Annotated in this window: 15 protein-coding genes; 9 read left to right on the plus strand and 6 right to left on the minus strand. The window is 33.3% G+C overall.

From position 1 onward, the window contains the following. Positions 1–71: 71 nt before the first annotated feature. A complete protein-coding gene (locus ACQ654_RS21915; protein WP_430412482.1) occupies positions 72–1,796 on the minus strand; it encodes an OstA-like protein in 1,725 nt (574 codons plus the stop codon). 277 nt (positions 1,797–2,073) lie between these two features. Between ACQ654_RS21915 and ACQ654_RS21920 the strand changes: the two genes are divergently transcribed. From ACQ654_RS21920 to ACQ654_RS21960, 9 genes are all read left to right on the plus strand, one after another. Beyond that, positions 2,074–4,926: a M16 family metallopeptidase gene (locus ACQ654_RS21920; protein ID WP_430412483.1), complete on the plus strand. Its 2,853-nt coding sequence runs from the start codon at positions 2,074–2,076 to the stop codon at positions 4,924–4,926. 301 nt (positions 4,927–5,227) lie between these two features. Further along, positions 5,228–5,998, plus strand: coding sequence for a ParA family protein (locus ACQ654_RS21925; protein WP_430412484.1), 771 nt, complete (start codon positions 5,228–5,230; stop codon positions 5,996–5,998). A gap of 5 nt (positions 5,999–6,003) precedes the next feature. Beyond that, positions 6,004–6,909 (plus strand): ParB/RepB/Spo0J family partition protein, encoded by a 906-nt coding sequence (locus tag ACQ654_RS21930; protein WP_430412485.1) that lies wholly within the window; start codon positions 6,004–6,006, stop codon positions 6,907–6,909. Next, positions 6,899–7,504 (plus strand): DUF5683 domain-containing protein, encoded by a 606-nt coding sequence (locus ACQ654_RS21935; protein WP_430412486.1) that lies wholly within the window; start codon positions 6,899–6,901, stop codon positions 7,502–7,504. Before ACQ654_RS21930 ends, ACQ654_RS21935 begins: the two co-directional genes overlap by 11 nt. A 32-nt stretch (positions 7,505–7,536) precedes the next feature. Continuing rightward, complete coding sequence (dapB, locus tag ACQ654_RS21940; protein ID WP_430412487.1) at positions 7,537–8,238, plus strand: 4-hydroxy-tetrahydrodipicolinate reductase; 702 nt, start codon at positions 7,537–7,539, stop codon at positions 8,236–8,238. Between the two features lie 96 nt (positions 8,239–8,334). Beyond that, positions 8,335–9,900 (plus strand): signal peptidase I, encoded by a 1,566-nt coding sequence (lepB, locus tag ACQ654_RS21945; RefSeq protein ID WP_430412488.1) that lies wholly within the window; start codon positions 8,335–8,337, stop codon positions 9,898–9,900. A 232-nt stretch (positions 9,901–10,132) separates the two neighbouring features. After that, positions 10,133–10,765 carry a WbqC family protein gene (locus ACQ654_RS21950; protein WP_430412489.1) on the plus strand — a complete coding sequence of 211 codons (633 nt, stop codon included), beginning with the start codon at positions 10,133–10,135 and terminating at the stop codon, positions 10,763–10,765. Between the two features lie 2 nt (positions 10,766–10,767). After that, positions 10,768–11,076 (plus strand): DUF6122 family protein, encoded by a 309-nt coding sequence (locus ACQ654_RS21955; protein WP_430412490.1) that lies wholly within the window; start codon positions 10,768–10,770, stop codon positions 11,074–11,076. 60 nt (positions 11,077–11,136) lie between these two features. Further along, positions 11,137–11,745 carry a hypothetical protein gene (locus ACQ654_RS21960; RefSeq protein WP_430412491.1) on the plus strand — a complete coding sequence of 203 codons (609 nt, stop codon included), beginning with the start codon at positions 11,137–11,139 and terminating at the stop codon, positions 11,743–11,745. A gap of 69 nt (positions 11,746–11,814) precedes the next feature. On the opposite strand, the gene ACQ654_RS21965 is transcribed toward ACQ654_RS21960, so the two are convergent. The 5 genes from ACQ654_RS21965 to mutL form a co-directional block, all read right to left on the minus strand. Beyond that, complete coding sequence (locus ACQ654_RS21965; protein ID WP_430412492.1) at positions 11,815–12,027, minus strand: hypothetical protein; 213 nt, start codon at positions 12,025–12,027, stop codon at positions 11,815–11,817. Positions 12,028–12,284: 257 nt separating this feature from the next. Continuing rightward, positions 12,285–13,322 (minus strand): endonuclease/exonuclease/phosphatase family protein, encoded by a 1,038-nt coding sequence (locus ACQ654_RS21970; RefSeq protein ID WP_430412493.1) that lies wholly within the window; start codon positions 13,320–13,322, stop codon positions 12,285–12,287. Between the two features lie 3 nt (positions 13,323–13,325). Next, positions 13,326–14,204 carry a rhomboid family intramembrane serine protease gene (locus ACQ654_RS21975; RefSeq protein ID WP_430412494.1) on the minus strand — a complete coding sequence of 293 codons (879 nt, stop codon included), beginning with the start codon at positions 14,202–14,204 and terminating at the stop codon, positions 13,326–13,328. Between the two features lies 1 nt (position 14,205). Beyond that, positions 14,206–15,000 carry a rhomboid family intramembrane serine protease gene (locus ACQ654_RS21980; RefSeq protein ID WP_430412495.1) on the minus strand — a complete coding sequence of 265 codons (795 nt, stop codon included), beginning with the start codon at positions 14,998–15,000 and terminating at the stop codon, positions 14,206–14,208. 3 nt (positions 15,001–15,003) lie between these two features. Beyond that, positions 15,004–16,869, minus strand: coding sequence for a DNA mismatch repair endonuclease MutL (gene mutL / locus ACQ654_RS21985; RefSeq protein ID WP_430412496.1), 1,866 nt, complete (start codon positions 16,867–16,869; stop codon positions 15,004–15,006). Position 16,870 lies beyond the last annotated feature (1 nt).

Below are 16,870 nucleotides of genomic sequence, written 5' to 3' on the forward strand. Positions count from 1 at the left end.
ATGCCCAATTTTAAATAAAAAGTTGTTTATGTATGATTTAGATTTCAGTACAGCTCATATAAAATCTAAATTTACTGCTCTTTTACTGTAGCTTTCGATTTCGGTTGTGCAACCAATTTTTTCTTTTTCTCGAAGACTTTTTTCTTTTTTGGAGGAATTGCTTTTGCCTTCGTAACTGTTTTGTCTTTTTCTTCGTCAGGATTTTGTTCTTCTTCCAACGGATCCATAGCGTTATTTACACCACGAATTACGGGCAAGATAATGTTGTTGTCATCTTCATCAAAAATATCATCTTTGGAATACATGCGCTCGTCGCCACGCCAAATGAAACCACGTAGTTTGCGGGCATTTTTTGGTAAATCTTTATCAGGATAAATGATACCATCAGGTCGTGTAAAGAAGGTGATATCTTCAATTTGATTTTCGTTCAAAGTTAAGTTGATTGCGCTACAAATTGTTTTGTCAATTCCGATAAATTCATTTTTATCATTGTACATGAAATAAACAACTTCTGTATTTTTAACCACATCTACTTCATATAACTTGTTATCTTCAAATTTCCCATATAAGTTTTTTCCTTTTACCTGATTGTAGCCTTCGCCAAGCGTATCTTTTTGAACAATAAAAGCATTGTTTATTACTTTTAATGAATCTAGTTTTTCCGTTTTTACATTCGAAATTAAAAAGATTGTATCGCCAGTCATTTGACTGTCACCATTCCATAGAATTGGATTTCGCACCATTTTTGTAATTCCAGATTTGTTGTCTGCAAACAATGAATCGCATTTTCCGCTCATGTCTGTTTTGAAAAATTTCACATTTCTGTAAGCTCTGATTACTCTGTTTTCGGCTGGACCAGTAACTAACAATCGATCTCCGTGAATGTACATAGAATCTTCTTCCACCAAACTAATAGCAACCGCACGTTTGGTAATAAAAGCAGAATCTTTTGCTTTGTAAACTTCCCCATAATGACCTTTTAGAATCATGTTATTTATGGTATCCGTAATTTTTATATTGTTGGTGGCTGACGCAAATTCAGTACTTTTTTCAAAGTACAAACTATCACCATTTATGATTCGGTTGTCGTAATCAATCCGTGATTCTTTTATAAAGTATCCTTTTTCCGTAATTGTATTGTAAAATCCGCGCTTGCAAAATATAGTATATTCTTCACCTTTTATAGTAGACGGGCCATACATGTACGCGTGTTTTGAATCTGTGTAATAATCTAATTGTGTAGAGTTTACGGTATATTCTGGATTTGTAATTTTTACATCTTTTAAAAACTGATACTTGTTTTTTTCCATAAAATAGCGACCTTCAATACTTGTAAGCGTTGTGGCGCTATCTTTTACAACTCCTTTTGTGGTAAAATAGGCTTCTTGCAAGTTTCGATCAAAATACAAAGTATCGGTCGTAAGTTCCATGTCTGTATTTTGCAAGCGTACATTTCGTTTTGAAACGGCTAATTTTGTATCGCCATCATATTCAATGTATTCACTAGACATTTCAACAGAATCGCCTTGTTGAATAAATACATTTCCGTAGGCTTTTACCCAATTTCTATCTTGAAAAAGTACAGCTCTATCACACCATAAATCCATTCCTTCATGCTCAAATCGGACTTGACCAGTTTCGGTTTTAGAAAAGACTTTTGCTCCAGGATATTTATTTTCATCCACCTTTAAATCACCACCATATATGATTTTGATGACAGTTTCTCCTTTTTTGGATGTTGGATTTTGTCCAAATGCTATCTGTACTAAGAAAAATAAGATGAATATTTTTTTCATAAAAGCGCTACTCTAGTAATGATATTAATCGTATCTTTTTAACTTCGTACGATTAAAAATTCGATCAAAAATAATCTTTTTTGTAAGGAATGCTTAAAAATTATGAATTTTTAACTTCGAACGTTTTAGAACTACTTATTATAGAATAAAATAGACATTATGAAATGTAAATAGTAGTCTTAAACTCACAATTTAATGTTAAAAGTTTAATATTTAAAAATTATGTGTGTAACATTAACTGTAATTTTAAATACACGAGATAATTAAAACCACAATCATGAAAAAACAAATACTTCTCTTTGGGCTTATATTTGCCATTAGTCTGGGTAGTTCATTTTATGCAACTGCACAACCAAAACAAAACGATACGGAGGATATAAAAACCACTTTAATTGGTGGAACTGAAATTCCTGTAGATCCGAATGTGAAAATGGGTAAACTTTCCAATGGATTAACCTATTATATTAGAAATAATGGAAAGCCTGAAAATAAAGTAGAACTCCGTTTGGTGGTAAATGCAGGTTCAATTTTGGAAGATGAAGGCCAACGCGGATTGGCGCATTTTATGGAACATATGAACTTTAACGGAACCAAAAACTTTAAAAAGAATGAGCTCGTTGATTATTTGCAAAGTATTGGAGTGAAATTTGGTGCACATTTAAATGCCTATACAAGTTTTGACGAAACAGTTTATATTTTACCAATACCAAGCGACGATCCTGAAAAACTTGAAAAAGGATTTCAAATTATTGAAGATTGGGCGCACAATGCATTATTAACCGATGAAGAAATTGATAATGAAAGAGGTGTTGTATTGGAAGAATATCGTTTAGGAAAAGGTGCAAATGAACGCATGTTGCAAAAATACTTGCCTAAAATTATGTATGGTTCTAAATATGCAAAACGCTTGCCAATTGGAACAAAAGAAAACTTAGAAAACTTCAAATACGAAAGCTTACGCAGATTTTACAAAGATTGGTACCGACCAGATTTAATGGCAGTTATTGCTGTTGGAGATGTAGATGTTGCCGTTCTGGAAGAAAAAATAAAATCACACTTTGGAAAAATTCCTGCCGCGGTAAATCCAAAACCAAGAGTGACATATGATGTGAAAAATCATGATGAAACATTTGTAGCTATTGAAACTGACAAAGAAGCATCTTTTACGCAAGTACAAATAATGTTTAAAGATTTAGGAACTCCTGAAAAAGTGAAAACTACAGACGATTACAGAGAACAAATTGTAAAAAGTTTGTTCTCACAAATGATAAATAATCGTTTAAGTGAATTGACAGAATCTGAAAATCCACCTTTTGTTTTTGGATCTAGTTATCATGGTGAAACTTGGGCACGAACCAAAGAAGCTTATCAATCTACAGCAATGTCTGCTGCTGACGGACAACTAACAGCATTATCAACCTTACTTGAAGAAAACGAACGCGCTCGTAAATACGGATTTGGAAAAGGTGAATTTGAACGCGCTAAGAAAAATGTTTTAGCACGACTTGAAAAATCATATAAGGATAGAAATAAATTAGAATCGAACCGAATTGTCGGACAATATGTGAGTAACTTTTTATCAGGAAGACCAATTCCAGGAATTGAATGGACGTATAATTTTTATAACGAGCAATTGCCAACAATACAATTGGAAGAAATTAACAAAGTGATCAATGAATATTTACGAGATACAAATAGAGTAATTGTATTAACAGGTCCTGAAAAAGAAGACACACCTAAAATTACAGAAGCACAAGTATTGGCAGTTCTTAATGGTATAAAATCAAAAGATATCAAACCTTATGAAGATAAAGAAGTAGGCAGTTCTTTAATTTCAAAATTGCCGCCTGCAGGAACAATTGTTAAAAGAGATACAAATGATAAAATTGGTGTCACAACACTAACATTAAGCAATGGCGCTAAAGTAATATATAAGAAAACTGATTTTAAAAACGACGAAATATTATTCTCAGGATTTAGTTTTGGAGGAAGTTCATTATATACTGATGAAGAATTTAATACAATTGGTTTTGCAAATCAAGGATTAGCGGAAGCTGGCGTAAATGGATTCTCAAAAATTGATTTACGAAAAATGATGTCTGGAAAAATTGCACGTGTATCACCTTTTATTGGAGGATATACGGAAGGGTTTAATGGAAGTGCAACACCAAAAGACTTAGAGGAATTATTCCAAATGACACATTTATACTTCACAAAGTTGAACAAAGACGAAAAGGCATACACTTCTTTTATAACGAAACAAAAAGGATTCTTGACAAACATTATGAAAAGTCCTCAATTTTACTTTCAATTTAAAATGGGAGAATTCATGAATGGGAAAAATCCAAGATATCAAGGGTTTCCAACTCCTGAAATGATGGACGCGAGCGATTATAACTTAGCATACGAAAAATACCAAGAACGTTTTGCAGATGCAGGAGATTTCAATTTTTATTTTGTTGGAAATGTAGATGAGCAAAAACTTGAAGCGTTTGCTACAAAATATTTGGCAAGTTTGCCAGGTAAAAATTCGAATGAAAAACCAAAATTTTCAACGTTCCGCCCATTAACTGGAAAACATACGAAAGTTATTGAAAAAGGAGAAGATCCTAAAAGTTCTGTACAAATTGTATTCAACGGAGAAACAAAATACGATTCTAAAGAAGCAAGATCATTGCAACTATTAGGAGAGATATTAAGTATCAAACTTATCGAAAAATTACGTGAGGAAGAAGGTGGTGTGTATGGTGCTGGAGCTAGCGGAAACATACGTTCATATCCGTATGGTTGGTACAATTTCAGAATTACATTCCCATGTGGTCCTGAAAATGTAGACAAATTAAAAGATGCCGCTTTGGCAGAATTACAAACAATCATTGACAATGGACCAACGGAAAAAGATGTAAACAAAGTAAAAGAATCGAACCTGTTGGAAAGCAAAGAGCAAATCAAAAAGAATAACTTCTGGTTGCGTTATTTATCAAACTCTAATATGATGGATAGAGATGTAAACAGAGTATTAAAATTTGAAAGTGCTATCAATGAAATTACAGCAAAAGACATTCAAAATGTGGCTAAAAAATATTTAAATGGCGATTACATTTTAGGAATTCACAATCCTGAAAAATAAAATCAATAATTCAGATCAAAACCGCTTAGTTAGTTCTAAGCGGTTTTTTTAGTAAAACTCAATTTTGAGAATTCTGAAAAACGTGCTCAAAAGTAGCAATTAACTGCATCCATCTAAAAAGGGAAATAGCTAGTAACTACACCTTTAAACGCAAGTTGATTTGCACTATATTACACATGCATTGATGCTTAATGTCCTTTTAATTTAGTTTTAACGAAAGATTATCATAGTTGTTAATAATTTTCATTTTATTAACTCAATAATAATTGTATTTTTATCGCTTAAAATCCTCAAACAAAACATGGGCAAAATAATTGCTATTGCAAATCAAAAAGGTGGTGTAGGAAAAACTACAACATCTGTCAATCTAGCGGCATCATTAGGCGTTCTTGAAAAGAAAGTTTTATTGATTGATGCTGATCCACAGGCAAATGCAACTTCCGGTTTAGGAATTGATGTTGAAGCTGTTGAGAAAGGCACATATCAGTTATTAGAACACACCGTAAGTGCTGTTGAAGTAGTTATGGAAACGAGTTCACCAAACTTAAGTATCATTCCTGCACACATTGACTTGGTAGCAATTGAAATAGAATTGGTTGATAAAGATCAACGTGAATATATGCTGAAAAAAGCACTAAAGCCAATCAAAGATCAATATGATTATATATTAATAGATTGTGCACCATCGTTAGGATTATTGACGTTAAATGCATTGACAGCGGCAGATTCTGTCATGATTCCAATACAATGTGAATATTTTGCGTTAGAAGGATTAGGAAAACTACTAAACACGATAAAAAGTGTTCAGAAAATACACAATCCGTCATTAGACATTGAAGGGTTATTACTAACAATGTACGATTCGCGCTTGCGTTTATCCAACCAAGTTGTAGAAGAAGTACAGAAACATTTTAGCGATATGGTTTTTTCAACCATCATTCAACGAAATGTACGATTAAGTGAAGCACCAAGTTATGGAGAAAGTATCATTAATTATGATGCAGGAAGTAAAGGTGCAAGCAATTATTTAAGTTTAGCACACGAAGTGATTAAGAAAAATAGTGGTAAATAAGATTTATGGCGAAGGCAACAAAAAAACAAGCATTAGGAAGAGGATTGTCCGCATTACTAAAAGATCCTAAAAATGATATCACATCAGTTTCAGATAAAAATGCAGACAAGGTAGTTGGAAATATTGTAGAATTAGCAATTGATACAATTGAAGTAAATCCGTTTCAACCACGAACGAACTTCAATGAAGAATCACTTCGCGAATTGGCATCTTCAATTAGAGAATTAGGTGTTATTCAGCCAATTACAGTTCGTAAACTTAGTTTTGAGAAATTTCAATTGGTTTCAGGAGAACGTCGTTTTAGAGCATCTAAATTAATTGGACTCGAAACAATTCCTGCATATGTGCGCATTGCAAACGATCAAGAATCGTTAGAAATGGCGTTGGTAGAAAACATTCAACGTTCAGATTTAGACCCAATCGAAATTGCATTATCATACCAACGATTAATTGACGAAATTAGCTTAACACAAGAGCAAATGAGTCAGCGTGTTGGGAAAAAACGCTCTACCATTGCAAACTATCTTCGTTTGCTAAAACTAGATCCAATTGTGCAAACTGGTATGCGTGACGGCTTTTTAAGTATGGGACACGGGCGTACGTTGGTAAATGTTGAAAACACAAACGATCAATTAGAAATTTATGAAATGATTCTTTCCAAATCTTTATCTGTTCGCGAAACAGAAGAATTGGTAAAAAATTATAAAAAAGATAAAACAATTGAAACGCCAAAAAAGGAAACAGCTGATGTTCCAAAATTTGTCAAAAAAGGAATTCGTGATTTCTCTGAATATTTCGGACACAAAGTAGATGTAAAGGTTGGTACAAACGGAAAAGGAAAAATTACCATTCCATTTCATTCAGAACAAGATTTTTCACGAATCAAAAAATTACTAAAAAGTGGGAAATAAAATCATCATAGTATTATGTTGCTTATGTTTTGTAACCAATGCATGGTCGCAAACAGAAGAAGAGAAGGAGAAAGAGAAAACGGAAACTCAAACGGAAGAATCTGTTTTAAAAATTGAAAACGCAACAGTTGTTGAAGAAAAAAAAGTTATCGATCCGTTATCGCCGTCAAAAGCAGCGTTCTATTCTGCAATTTTGCCAGGATTAGGGCAAGCCTACAATAAAAAATATTGGAAAATCCCTATCGTATATGCGGCATTGGGAACAGGCGTATATTTCTACATCAGTAATAACAAGCAATACAATCGGTACAGAACTGCCTACAAACAACGTTTGGCAGGTATGAAAGACGAATTTAGCATCGTTGTACCTGATGCAGATGCACTAATTGACGCGCAAGAATTTTACCAACGCAACCGTGATTTATCGTTATTACTAACGGTTGTTGCGTATGTGTTAAATATTGTTGACGCCAATGTAGATGCGCATTTATTGCAATTTAATGTGAGTGATGATCTTTCGTTTCGACCACATATAGATCAAAATGAAATTGATTTCAATCGAAATTTAGGGCTTACGCTCAATTTCAAATTTTAGCTTCTTCAACGTAGCTTCAAAAAATACAAGGTATGAATATTGCATTGCTCGGTTATGGTAGAATGGGGAAGGAGATTGAAAAAATTGCACGTCAACGTGGACATACAATTATTCATAAAATTTCAAATGACATAGAAAGCTACGACTTTTCTACGGTAGATGTAGCAATCGATTTTAGCATTCCGTCAGCCGCTTTTCAGAATATTTCACACTGTGTCAAACAACAAATTCCTGTCATCTCAGGAACTACGGGTTGGTTAGATCGTTATGCAGAAATTGTTTCTTTGTGTAAATCGGAAAAAGGAGCATTTATGTATGCTTCTAACTTTAGTTTAGGCGTAAATATTTTCTTTGAAATGAACGCATATTTGGCAAAAATGATGTCGCAGTTGGAAGATTACAGCGTAAACATTGAAGAAATTCATCATACCAAAAAACTAGATGCGCCAAGTGGAACAGCAATTACGTTAGCCGAAGGAATTATTGAACATACAACATATACAGACTGGAAACTTGAAAAAGGAGAAACCGTTACTGAAATTCCAATTGTAGCAAAACGTATTCCTGAAGTTCCTGGAACACATCAAATTACATACACTTCAACCATTGATACCATTTCTATTCAACATGAAGCACACAATCGTCAAGGATTTGCACTTGGAGCTGTTGTTGCGGCAGAATGGATTCAAGACAAAGAAGGCGTTTACACAATGAAAGACGTGTTAAACATTTAATAAACATAAAAATAGATTAATTTTCACAGTATATATTTGTGAATAACCAACAAGATTCAGTATTTATGCAGTACTGAATTATAAAAAATACAACAAATGACCTTTACACAAGCATTCTTACTATTTTTCTTATTCGTTCAAGTAGTTCATTTTTTGGGAACGTGGAAGCTCTATGTGAAAGCAGGTAGAAAAGCTTGGGAAGCGGCAATTCCTATATATAATGCGTATGTTTTAATGCAAATTATAAATAGACCGAAAGAATGGTATTGGGTTATATTATTATTCATTCCAATCATTCAACTGATAGTTTTTCCTGTACTTTGGGTAGAAACCATTCGTAGTTTTGGTCGTACAGAACGTTTTGAAACTGTCGCTGTAGTATTAACTTTAGGTTTTTACATTTACTATGTAAACTATATGTTAGATGTGGAATATGTGGAAGACAGAAGTTTAAAACCAAGAACTTCCGCAGGCGAGTGGATTGCTTCTATACTATTTGCAGTCGTTGCCGCAACATTAGTACATACTTATGTAATGCAACCTTTTGTAATTCCTTCTTCATCATTAGAAAAAACATTATTGGTTGGTGATTTCTTGTTTGTGAGTAAAATACATTACGGAGCAAGAACACCAATGACAGCTGTTGCAGCGCCAATGGTACATGATGCAATTCCTGTTTTAGGAATGAAATCATACATGTCAAAACCTCAATTACCATATTTTAGATTTCCAGGTTTTGAAACCATTAAGCGTAATGATATTGTGGTGTTTAACTGGCCAGCAGATACACTCAGTATTATAGATGTAGGAAATAGTCCAACGTTATACAAACCACTAGACAAACGCTCTAACTATGTAAAACGTTGTGTTGGGTTGCCAGGTGATAAATTTGAAGTTCGTGATGGTTTTGTATATACAAATGGAATTCAAAACGATTTGCCAGATAGAGCGAAGTTGCAGTTTAGCTATTTAGTGAAAACAAAAGGAGCTCGATTCAATGATCAAATTTTACATGACCGTTATGACATAACAGATGGTTACATGAATATTGATACCAATGGAACTTGTCTTTTTCATGCCGTTACAGAAGAAGCGGCGGAACGTTTAAAAAATCATCCAAATGTACTCTCAGTAACAAAGCATACACTGCCAAAAGGCACACGTGACAAGACTGTTTTTCCACATTCAAAAAATTACAACTTCAATAATAGTAACTTCGGACCAATTACCATTCCTGCAAAAGGCGCCACAGTTGCGTTAACAACAGAAAACTTACCATTATACAAACGTGCTATTTCGGAATATGAAGGACAAAACTTAAAAGTTGAAGGCGATCAAATTTTAATAGATGGAAAAGCAATAACCTCATATACATTCAATCAAGATTATTATTGGATGATGGGAGACAACAGAGGAAACTCGCAAGATTCTAGAAGTTGGGGATTTGTACCGTTTGATCATGTTTTAGGAAAGCCTGTATTTGTTTGGTTTAGTTGGGATTCAAAAGCAACAGGAATCAATAAAATACGTTGGAATCGATTATTTACAACGGTAAGTGGAGAAGGTTCGCCAGTTTCATATTTTAAGTATTTCTTAATCTTATTGGCAGGTTGGTTTGTATTCAATCATTTTAGAAAGAAAAAGAAAACAGCAAAAAAGTAAGTCAAATATACTGATGCAACAATAAAGTAATGTGTTAATTTGATAATGAGATAATCTTAATCTTGAGGTGTTAGTATTAAGTATTAAGATTTTTTTATTACTTGAAAATATTCGTGAATTCGTGACAAAAAAAATGAGATTCTGAATCAAGTTCAGAATAACGAAAGATTAAAATTAAAGAACTAATGTCATACCGAGCGAAGACGCGATAAACCCAAAATCCAAAATCCAATTGAAAACACTTCTCCATCCAACATATTTTCCAAGTATTGCGCAGTATGTAATATTTGCAAAATCGGAGCATTTAGTGTTTGAAGTGGAAGGCAATTTCCAAAAACAAACCTATCGCAATCGAACGTATATTTATGGTGCGAATGGAAAGTTGATGTTTACTGTTCCTGTGCGACATGTTAAAGAAACAAAGCATCAAGAGTATAAAGAAATAAAAGTTGCAAACGAAACACCTTGGCAACGTTTGCATTGGAGATCCTTAGAATCTGCTTACAGAACGTCTCCTTATTTTGAATACTATGAAGACGAATTACGTCCATTATTTGAAAAGCGATATGACTTTTTAATGGATTTAAATTTAGATACCATTCAACTCATTAACGAATGCTTACAGTTAGAAGTAGAAACATCCAAAACAACAACGTACGAGCCAATTATCACAAATACAGCTATTCACGATTATAGAAAATTGGCAATCGTAAAAAAAGAACCAGATTACGGTTTTGAAACCTACACACAAGTATTTGATGATAAACAGGGTTTTTTGCCAAACCTTAGCATTTTAGATTTACTGTTCAATGAAGGTACAAATGCGCTTACATATTTAGAAAGGCAAACAATTTCAAATTCATAGTCTTGTTACGAACCTGCATTCATTACGGTTTACATTTCATCTTTCCATTACTCATTGCTTTATTCATCTTTCGAAAACAATGGAAAACAGTCTATTTTATATTCATCTTAGTCATGTTCATCGATCTTGATCATCTGTTAGCAACGCCCATTTTTGATCCGAATCGTTGTAGTATCAACTTTCATCCGTTACACAGTTATTACGCAATTGCTGTCTACATCGGATTTTTAATCTTCAAAAAAACACGTATTCTAGGAATTGGTTTATTACTTCACATTTTTGCAGATGTTGTAGATTGTTGGATGATGTAATCATTTTTCGAATACCTATGTAAGTTATAATTGTGAATATTTTTTTACATTTATGACAAAATGAAAAAACAAATGATTTCATACACTTTAATCGGAATTGTTGCCATACTAATTATAGTATTTTTGCTAGCTAGGAATAGTTCTTCTAAAAAAGATACAACTCAAAAAGCAACAAATAATAGTGAAAAATCGAAAGAAACGACACTAAAAGACAATCCTTATTTAGACATGCGAAATATGGCATTATCTATAACTTCAGAACAACTAGGTTTGCCAGCTTCAGAAGACGCTGCAAAAGTATTTGGTGTTGTTGCAGATTTAGATATGACAGGCGCAACAGTAACGTTAACTTCATATATTACAGGCGACACGAGTCTTTATTTAAGCACTGGTGGCGGATTTATTGGTGCTGGACAACATGAAGATGTTCAAAAAGTAGTAAAGAAATTCATAGAAAAAGCACAAACATATTCAAGTAAAGGCAAACAGTATGAATCTACCGAATTGCCAAAAGCTGGAACTGCAAATTTCTATTTTCTGTCGGATAGTGGAAATACTAAAATAGTGGAAACTCTCTCAAACTTAGAAAGTGGGAACTCTGAATATTCAGATTTATTCTATGAATTGAATCAGGTGATGACAGCAATTCGTTTGCAAAGCGGAGACTAATCACATGAAAATATACAGTTCTAAATGTTTTGGAAAAAGAAAACGAACCGAAGTTCGTTTTTTCCTTTTTTAAAATGCTTCACAAAACCTTGGTTCCGTTACACAAGCGTCATACGTAACTGTACAATCTTGATAAAGTTGAGAAGAACAACACTTCGTTTTACAAAATCGTTTACTAGTAAAATGCAGATATTTAATAGTGTCGCCACCTAAAACATGCGTGTTTTCCAAACTGGAAATAGACTTTTTGTTAAGCATTAATGATGTAATTTTCTTTTTCATAGCATTGAGTTTTAATGTTATTAATAAACCAAATGAATGAAATAGTAATCTGGGAAAAGTGAAATCCGATAAAGTATTACTTAAAAGATAATTGTTTCTTTTTAAGCTTTTTTGACAACATATATTGAATAAATAGTATGTGAAGTAGCAAGTGAATGATTTCAGCTATTTGAATCTTAGAAACTGGCTTTTCAATGGTTGAGAAATCAATGAATCAACGAATACTGAATTTGTTCAATCGTTGATTTTTTTAATTTTTAATTATCTAAAGAAATTACACTTTTTATCGCGAAATGATCGGAATAATGTTCTGAAAATGTTTTAAATTCATTTATAATAAACGTTTCATCGGTTAAAATAAAATCGATTCGCATTGGGAAATATGAAAAATCTAAGGTCTTTCCAAAACCTTTTCCAGCTTCCACAAAAGCGTCTTTCATATTGCCTTTAATGGTTTTATACACATTTGAGAATTGTGTATTATTAAAATCGCCCAAAATAATTTTCTTATAATTACAGTTCTTTCGATTCAATTCGAATAATTCTGCTTGCGACTGTTGCATTTTGAATGTATTTGCCATACGTTTCAGCAAACGTTCTGAGTTTTCTTGTGAAAATTCTTCTTCTTTCGGATTAATTCGCAACGATTCTAAATGCAAATTATACACGCGTATTGTATCATTTTGCTGAACAATATCTATATAAATAGCATTGTTTGGTGTCTTTGAGAATTGAAGCGAACCCTTGTGAATAATAGGGAATTTTGAAAAAATAGCTTGTCCCGTTTTTTTATTTCTTCCTTTTAACACAACATATTTATATGGATAAAAGCTAAAAGCGGCTTCTTGTTTCTTGTGAAATTCTTGAAACGCAATAATGTCAGGAGCTTCTGTGTGTACTAAATCTACTATTTTTTGATCAACAGCATCTTCTTTCAACCATTTATAAATATTAAACAATCGTACATTATAACTCATTACGGAGATTGCATTTTGCGAAGGTTCTGTGGTATTTCCTGAAAATTTATACAAAGAAGTAACATGCGAATAGCCTAAAATCAATACCAAAAGTGACAGTAGAAATTGTTTTCGGACATTTAAAATCCAATAAATCAAAAAGATAAAATTGATAATAATAAAAACAGGTACTAATAAACTTAAAACTGAAAGAATTGGAAAGCTTTTCGGAACTGCATATGGTAAAATGTACGACAGCAATAAAAGCGCGGCAAATACCGAATTGAAGAAGAAGACAATTCTATCAAAAAAACCTAATCTTTTCTTCTTTTCAGCCATATATTAATTTTCCTTTCCAGCTTTAAACAGAAAATCTTTTTCTTCCTTTGTTAAACTTTCATAGCCAGATTTGCTTATTTTATCTAAAATACCATCAATTTTGCGTTGCTTTTGAGTTGGTGATGACGTAGCAGTTTTAGCAGTACTTGTTGTTTTCTTGTTTTTGTATACAGTTTTTAATGGCGATTTCTTTTTTGGTGTAAAATAACTCACAATTGTATCCATAAATTTTTCAAAACCGCTACCAATGTCGCTTCCTTTCTCAAGTCGTTTTGCATAAATATAACCCAATAACGCGCCACCTAAATGTGATATAAATCCACCAGCGTTAGCGCCGTCATTCATTGGAATTCGGATTAAATCTAAAATCACAAAAAATGCCCCAAACTTCCAAAGTTCAACACCATAATTAAATATATACACACGCATTTTGGCACGAATGGTAGCCGTAAATATCAATATTGCCATAATTGCTGCAGAAGCACCAACCAATGGTGGAGTTCGTTGAATAAAGGCAGGAAATATGTTGTAGCTTAATAAAAAGAAACAACCACCAACAATTGCTCCTAAAAAGTATACATTTAAAAAGCGTTTTTCAGAATAGATCGATAAAAAAAGACGTCCAATATAATACAAACCGATCATATTAAAAGCAAGATGCAGTAAGTCGCCATGTAAAAAGGAATATGTTATAATTGACCAAGGTTGCATGAAAAAATCTCCAAATGCCTTTGGGAGATATAGCCAGCGCGTAATGATATTGTTTTGAAATAAATATTCAATTAAGTATAGAACAATGAATAATGCGGAATTTATAGCAATTAGTTTCCCTAAAAACCCCAATCGTGTATATCTATATTTTATATCTTCAAGTAAACTCATATTATCTATCCCAACGATTTTTATTAAATTGTGTTTTGTTCCAATACCACATGAGCAAGAATCCAAACAATGCACCTCCTAAATGTGCAAAATGAGCAATATTTCCACCGTTAAATAATCCTGTACTTCCTGCAACTCCAGAAATGAAATCATAGGCTAATAATAGCGGAATGAAATATTTTGCTTTTATAGGAATCGGAAGAAATAGCAACATCAATTCCATGTTTGGATATAGCATTCCAAAAGCAACTAAAACACCATACAAAGCTCCAGAAGCTCCTAATGCAGGCACATAATACGAAGTTCCATTGTCATAAATCGCTTGAACATTCTCTAAGAAATGTCCATTAAAATATTGCTTATTCAGCTGTCCAACAAACTCTTCATACGGCAATTGAAACAACTGGTTTACATCTGCAACTGTCAAACCACTTTCAAACAAAAGATTTTGTGCTGTCTGGAAATGATAGTAATTAACCAAGGTATGTATTAAACCAGCGCCAACACCCGTAATCATATAGAAACTGAGGAATTTTATTTTTCCCCATCGCATTTCTAATGACGAACCAAACATCCATAAACCAAGCATGTTAAATAAAATATGCATTGGACTTGCAACAGAGTGCATAAACATGCTTGTGATTGGTTGCCAAAATCGGAATGAATCATTTTCTGGGTAATGCAGCGCAAATAGCTGAACAAGGTCAATTCCTCTATCAGCCAACGCTAAGGTAGCGGCCCAAAGTATGACATTGATGATGATTAAATGTTTGACCGTTTCCGTAATTCGCATCATAACTTATATAAATTTTTTGTCTAAATCATCTACGCTAAGTGTGATGAAGATAGTTTTTTGAAAAGGTGAAACCATTGGTTCTTTACAAGCAAAAAGATTGTTTACCAACGCTTCTTGTTCTGCTATTTCTAATTTTTTTCCAGTACGAATTGCCATGCTTTTTGCCAATGATTTTACTAAAACATCTGTTTGACTGAATCCAGTATCGGGAATTTCTCCTTGAAAATCGTTTAGCATTTGCTCAATAATAATTTGTAATTCACTTTCGGAAATGTTGGATGGAATTCCAGAGAGTTCAATGGTATCATCAGTAATGTTGCTAAACATGAATCCAATGTTTTCTAAGCTTTCTTTCACTTCTTTCAGTAATGCAATTTCACTTGTAGAAAAGCTAAATGTTACCGGAAACAACAATTGTTGACTCACAGCCTCACTTACCGTAATATTTTTTAATAATTGCTCATACAACACACGCTGATGCGCTCGGTGTTGATCTATAATTACAATTCCTGATTTTATAGAACTTACCAAATATTTTCTGTGTAATTGGTAGGTAAGCGTTTCTCTTGGTTCATCATTTGCAAATAATGAACTTGTTACTTCTTCTGATTCAAACTCGATACTTTCGCCTGAAAAACGTGTGGTATTGTTTGAACTTGATTCCAATCCGACATATAAACTTTCCCAACCTTCGGTAGATTCTTTTTTGTAATTCTGATATCTAGGTGCAGTTGTTGTGTTTCCAGAAATTCTTTTTTCATCTGCAAACGGATTAAAGCTTGAATCGACTTGAATTTTCGGAATTGCCGCTTGTTTATTTTTGTAATCGTATGGTGTATCTAAGTTTGAATCACGATCAAAATCAAGTACAGGAGCAATATTAAATTGTCCCAAACTGTGTTTTACCGTTGCGCGCAACATTGCATACAATGAATGTTCGTCGTCAAATTTAATTTCAGTTTTTGTTGGATGAATGTTGATATCAATCGTTTCAGGATTTACATCTAAGTAGATAAAATAACTTGGTTGCATCTTTTCTTTCAGTAAACCTTCAAACGCGGCATTGATAGCATGATGTAAGTACGGACTTTTTATGAATCGGTTATTTACGAAGAAGAATTGTTCGTTTCGACTCTTCTTTGCAAATTCGGGTTTCCCCACAAAACCATTAATCTTAACAATGTCCGTATCTTCCGTTACAGGAACGAGTTTTTCATTGGTTTTTCCACCTAAAATATTAACAATACGTTGTCTGATATTACTTTTTGGAAGATTAAACAATTCATTTCCATTGTGATATAATACAAAAGCAATGTCCGAATGTGCCAACGCAACACGTTGAAATTCGTCAATGATGTGGCGCAATTCGACCGTGTCAGATTTTAAAAAGTTACGGCGTGCAGGAATGTTATAAAAAAGATTTTTAACAGCAATTGAAGTTCCTGTCGGTGTTGTCACAACTTCTTGCGAAACTACAGTACTACCTTCAATTTTTATGCGTGTTCCAAGTTCGACAGCTTCTTTTTTCGTTTGCAATTCTACATGTGCAATTGCCGCAATAGAAGCTAAGGCTTCACCACGGAAACCTTTTGTATTTAAATTGAATAAATCTTCGGCGGCTTTAATTTTAGACGTAGCATGACGTTCAAAGGAAAGTCGTGCGTCAGTTTCACTCATTCCGAAGCCATTATCTATAACGTGTATTAGTGTTTTTCCAGCTTCCTTTACAATTAGTTTGATTTCGGTAGCTTGTGCATCAATCGCATTTTCAAGTAACTCTTTTACCACGGATGCAGGTCGCTGCACAACTTCACCAGCTGCAATTTGGTTTGCAACATGATCGGGTAAAAGCCTTATTATGTCTGCCATG

It is taken from the genome of Kordia sp., assembly GCF_965283645.1.
Lineage (GTDB): Bacteria > Bacteroidota > Bacteroidia > Flavobacteriales > Flavobacteriaceae > Kordia.

What these genes read in the sequence shown, in the direction of transcription:
- ACQ654_RS21915 (WP_430412482.1), bottom strand. Translation starts at nt 1,796, where the DNA reads ATGAAAAAAATATTCATCTTATTTTTCTTAGTACAGATAGCATTTGGA.
- ACQ654_RS21920 (WP_430412483.1), top strand. Translation starts at nt 2,074, where the DNA reads ATGAAAAAACAAATACTTCTCTTTGGGCTTATATTTGCCATTAGTCTG.
- ACQ654_RS21925 (WP_430412484.1), top strand. Translation starts at nt 5,228, where the DNA reads ATGGGCAAAATAATTGCTATTGCAAATCAAAAAGGTGGTGTAGGAAAA.
- ACQ654_RS21930 (WP_430412485.1), top strand. Translation starts at nt 6,004, where the DNA reads ATGGCGAAGGCAACAAAAAAACAAGCATTAGGAAGAGGATTGTCCGCA.
- dapB (WP_430412487.1), top strand. Translation starts at nt 7,537, where the DNA reads ATGAATATTGCATTGCTCGGTTATGGTAGAATGGGGAAGGAGATTGAA.
- lepB (WP_430412488.1), top strand. Translation starts at nt 8,335, where the DNA reads ATGACCTTTACACAAGCATTCTTACTATTTTTCTTATTCGTTCAAGTA.
- ACQ654_RS21960 (WP_430412491.1), top strand. Translation starts at nt 11,137, where the DNA reads ATGAAAAAACAAATGATTTCATACACTTTAATCGGAATTGTTGCCATA.
- ACQ654_RS21965 (WP_430412492.1), bottom strand. Translation starts at nt 12,027, where the DNA reads ATGAAAAAGAAAATTACATCATTAATGCTTAACAAAAAGTCTATTTCC.
- ACQ654_RS21970 (WP_430412493.1), bottom strand. Translation starts at nt 13,322, where the DNA reads ATGGCTGAAAAGAAGAAAAGATTAGGTTTTTTTGATAGAATTGTCTTC.
- ACQ654_RS21975 (WP_430412494.1), bottom strand. Translation starts at nt 14,204, where the DNA reads ATGAGTTTACTTGAAGATATAAAATATAGATATACACGATTGGGGTTT.
- ACQ654_RS21980 (WP_430412495.1), bottom strand. Translation starts at nt 15,000, where the DNA reads ATGATGCGAATTACGGAAACGGTCAAACATTTAATCATCATCAATGTC.
- mutL (WP_430412496.1), bottom strand. Translation starts at nt 16,869, where the DNA reads ATGGCAGACATAATAAGGCTTTTACCCGATCATGTTGCAAACCAAATT.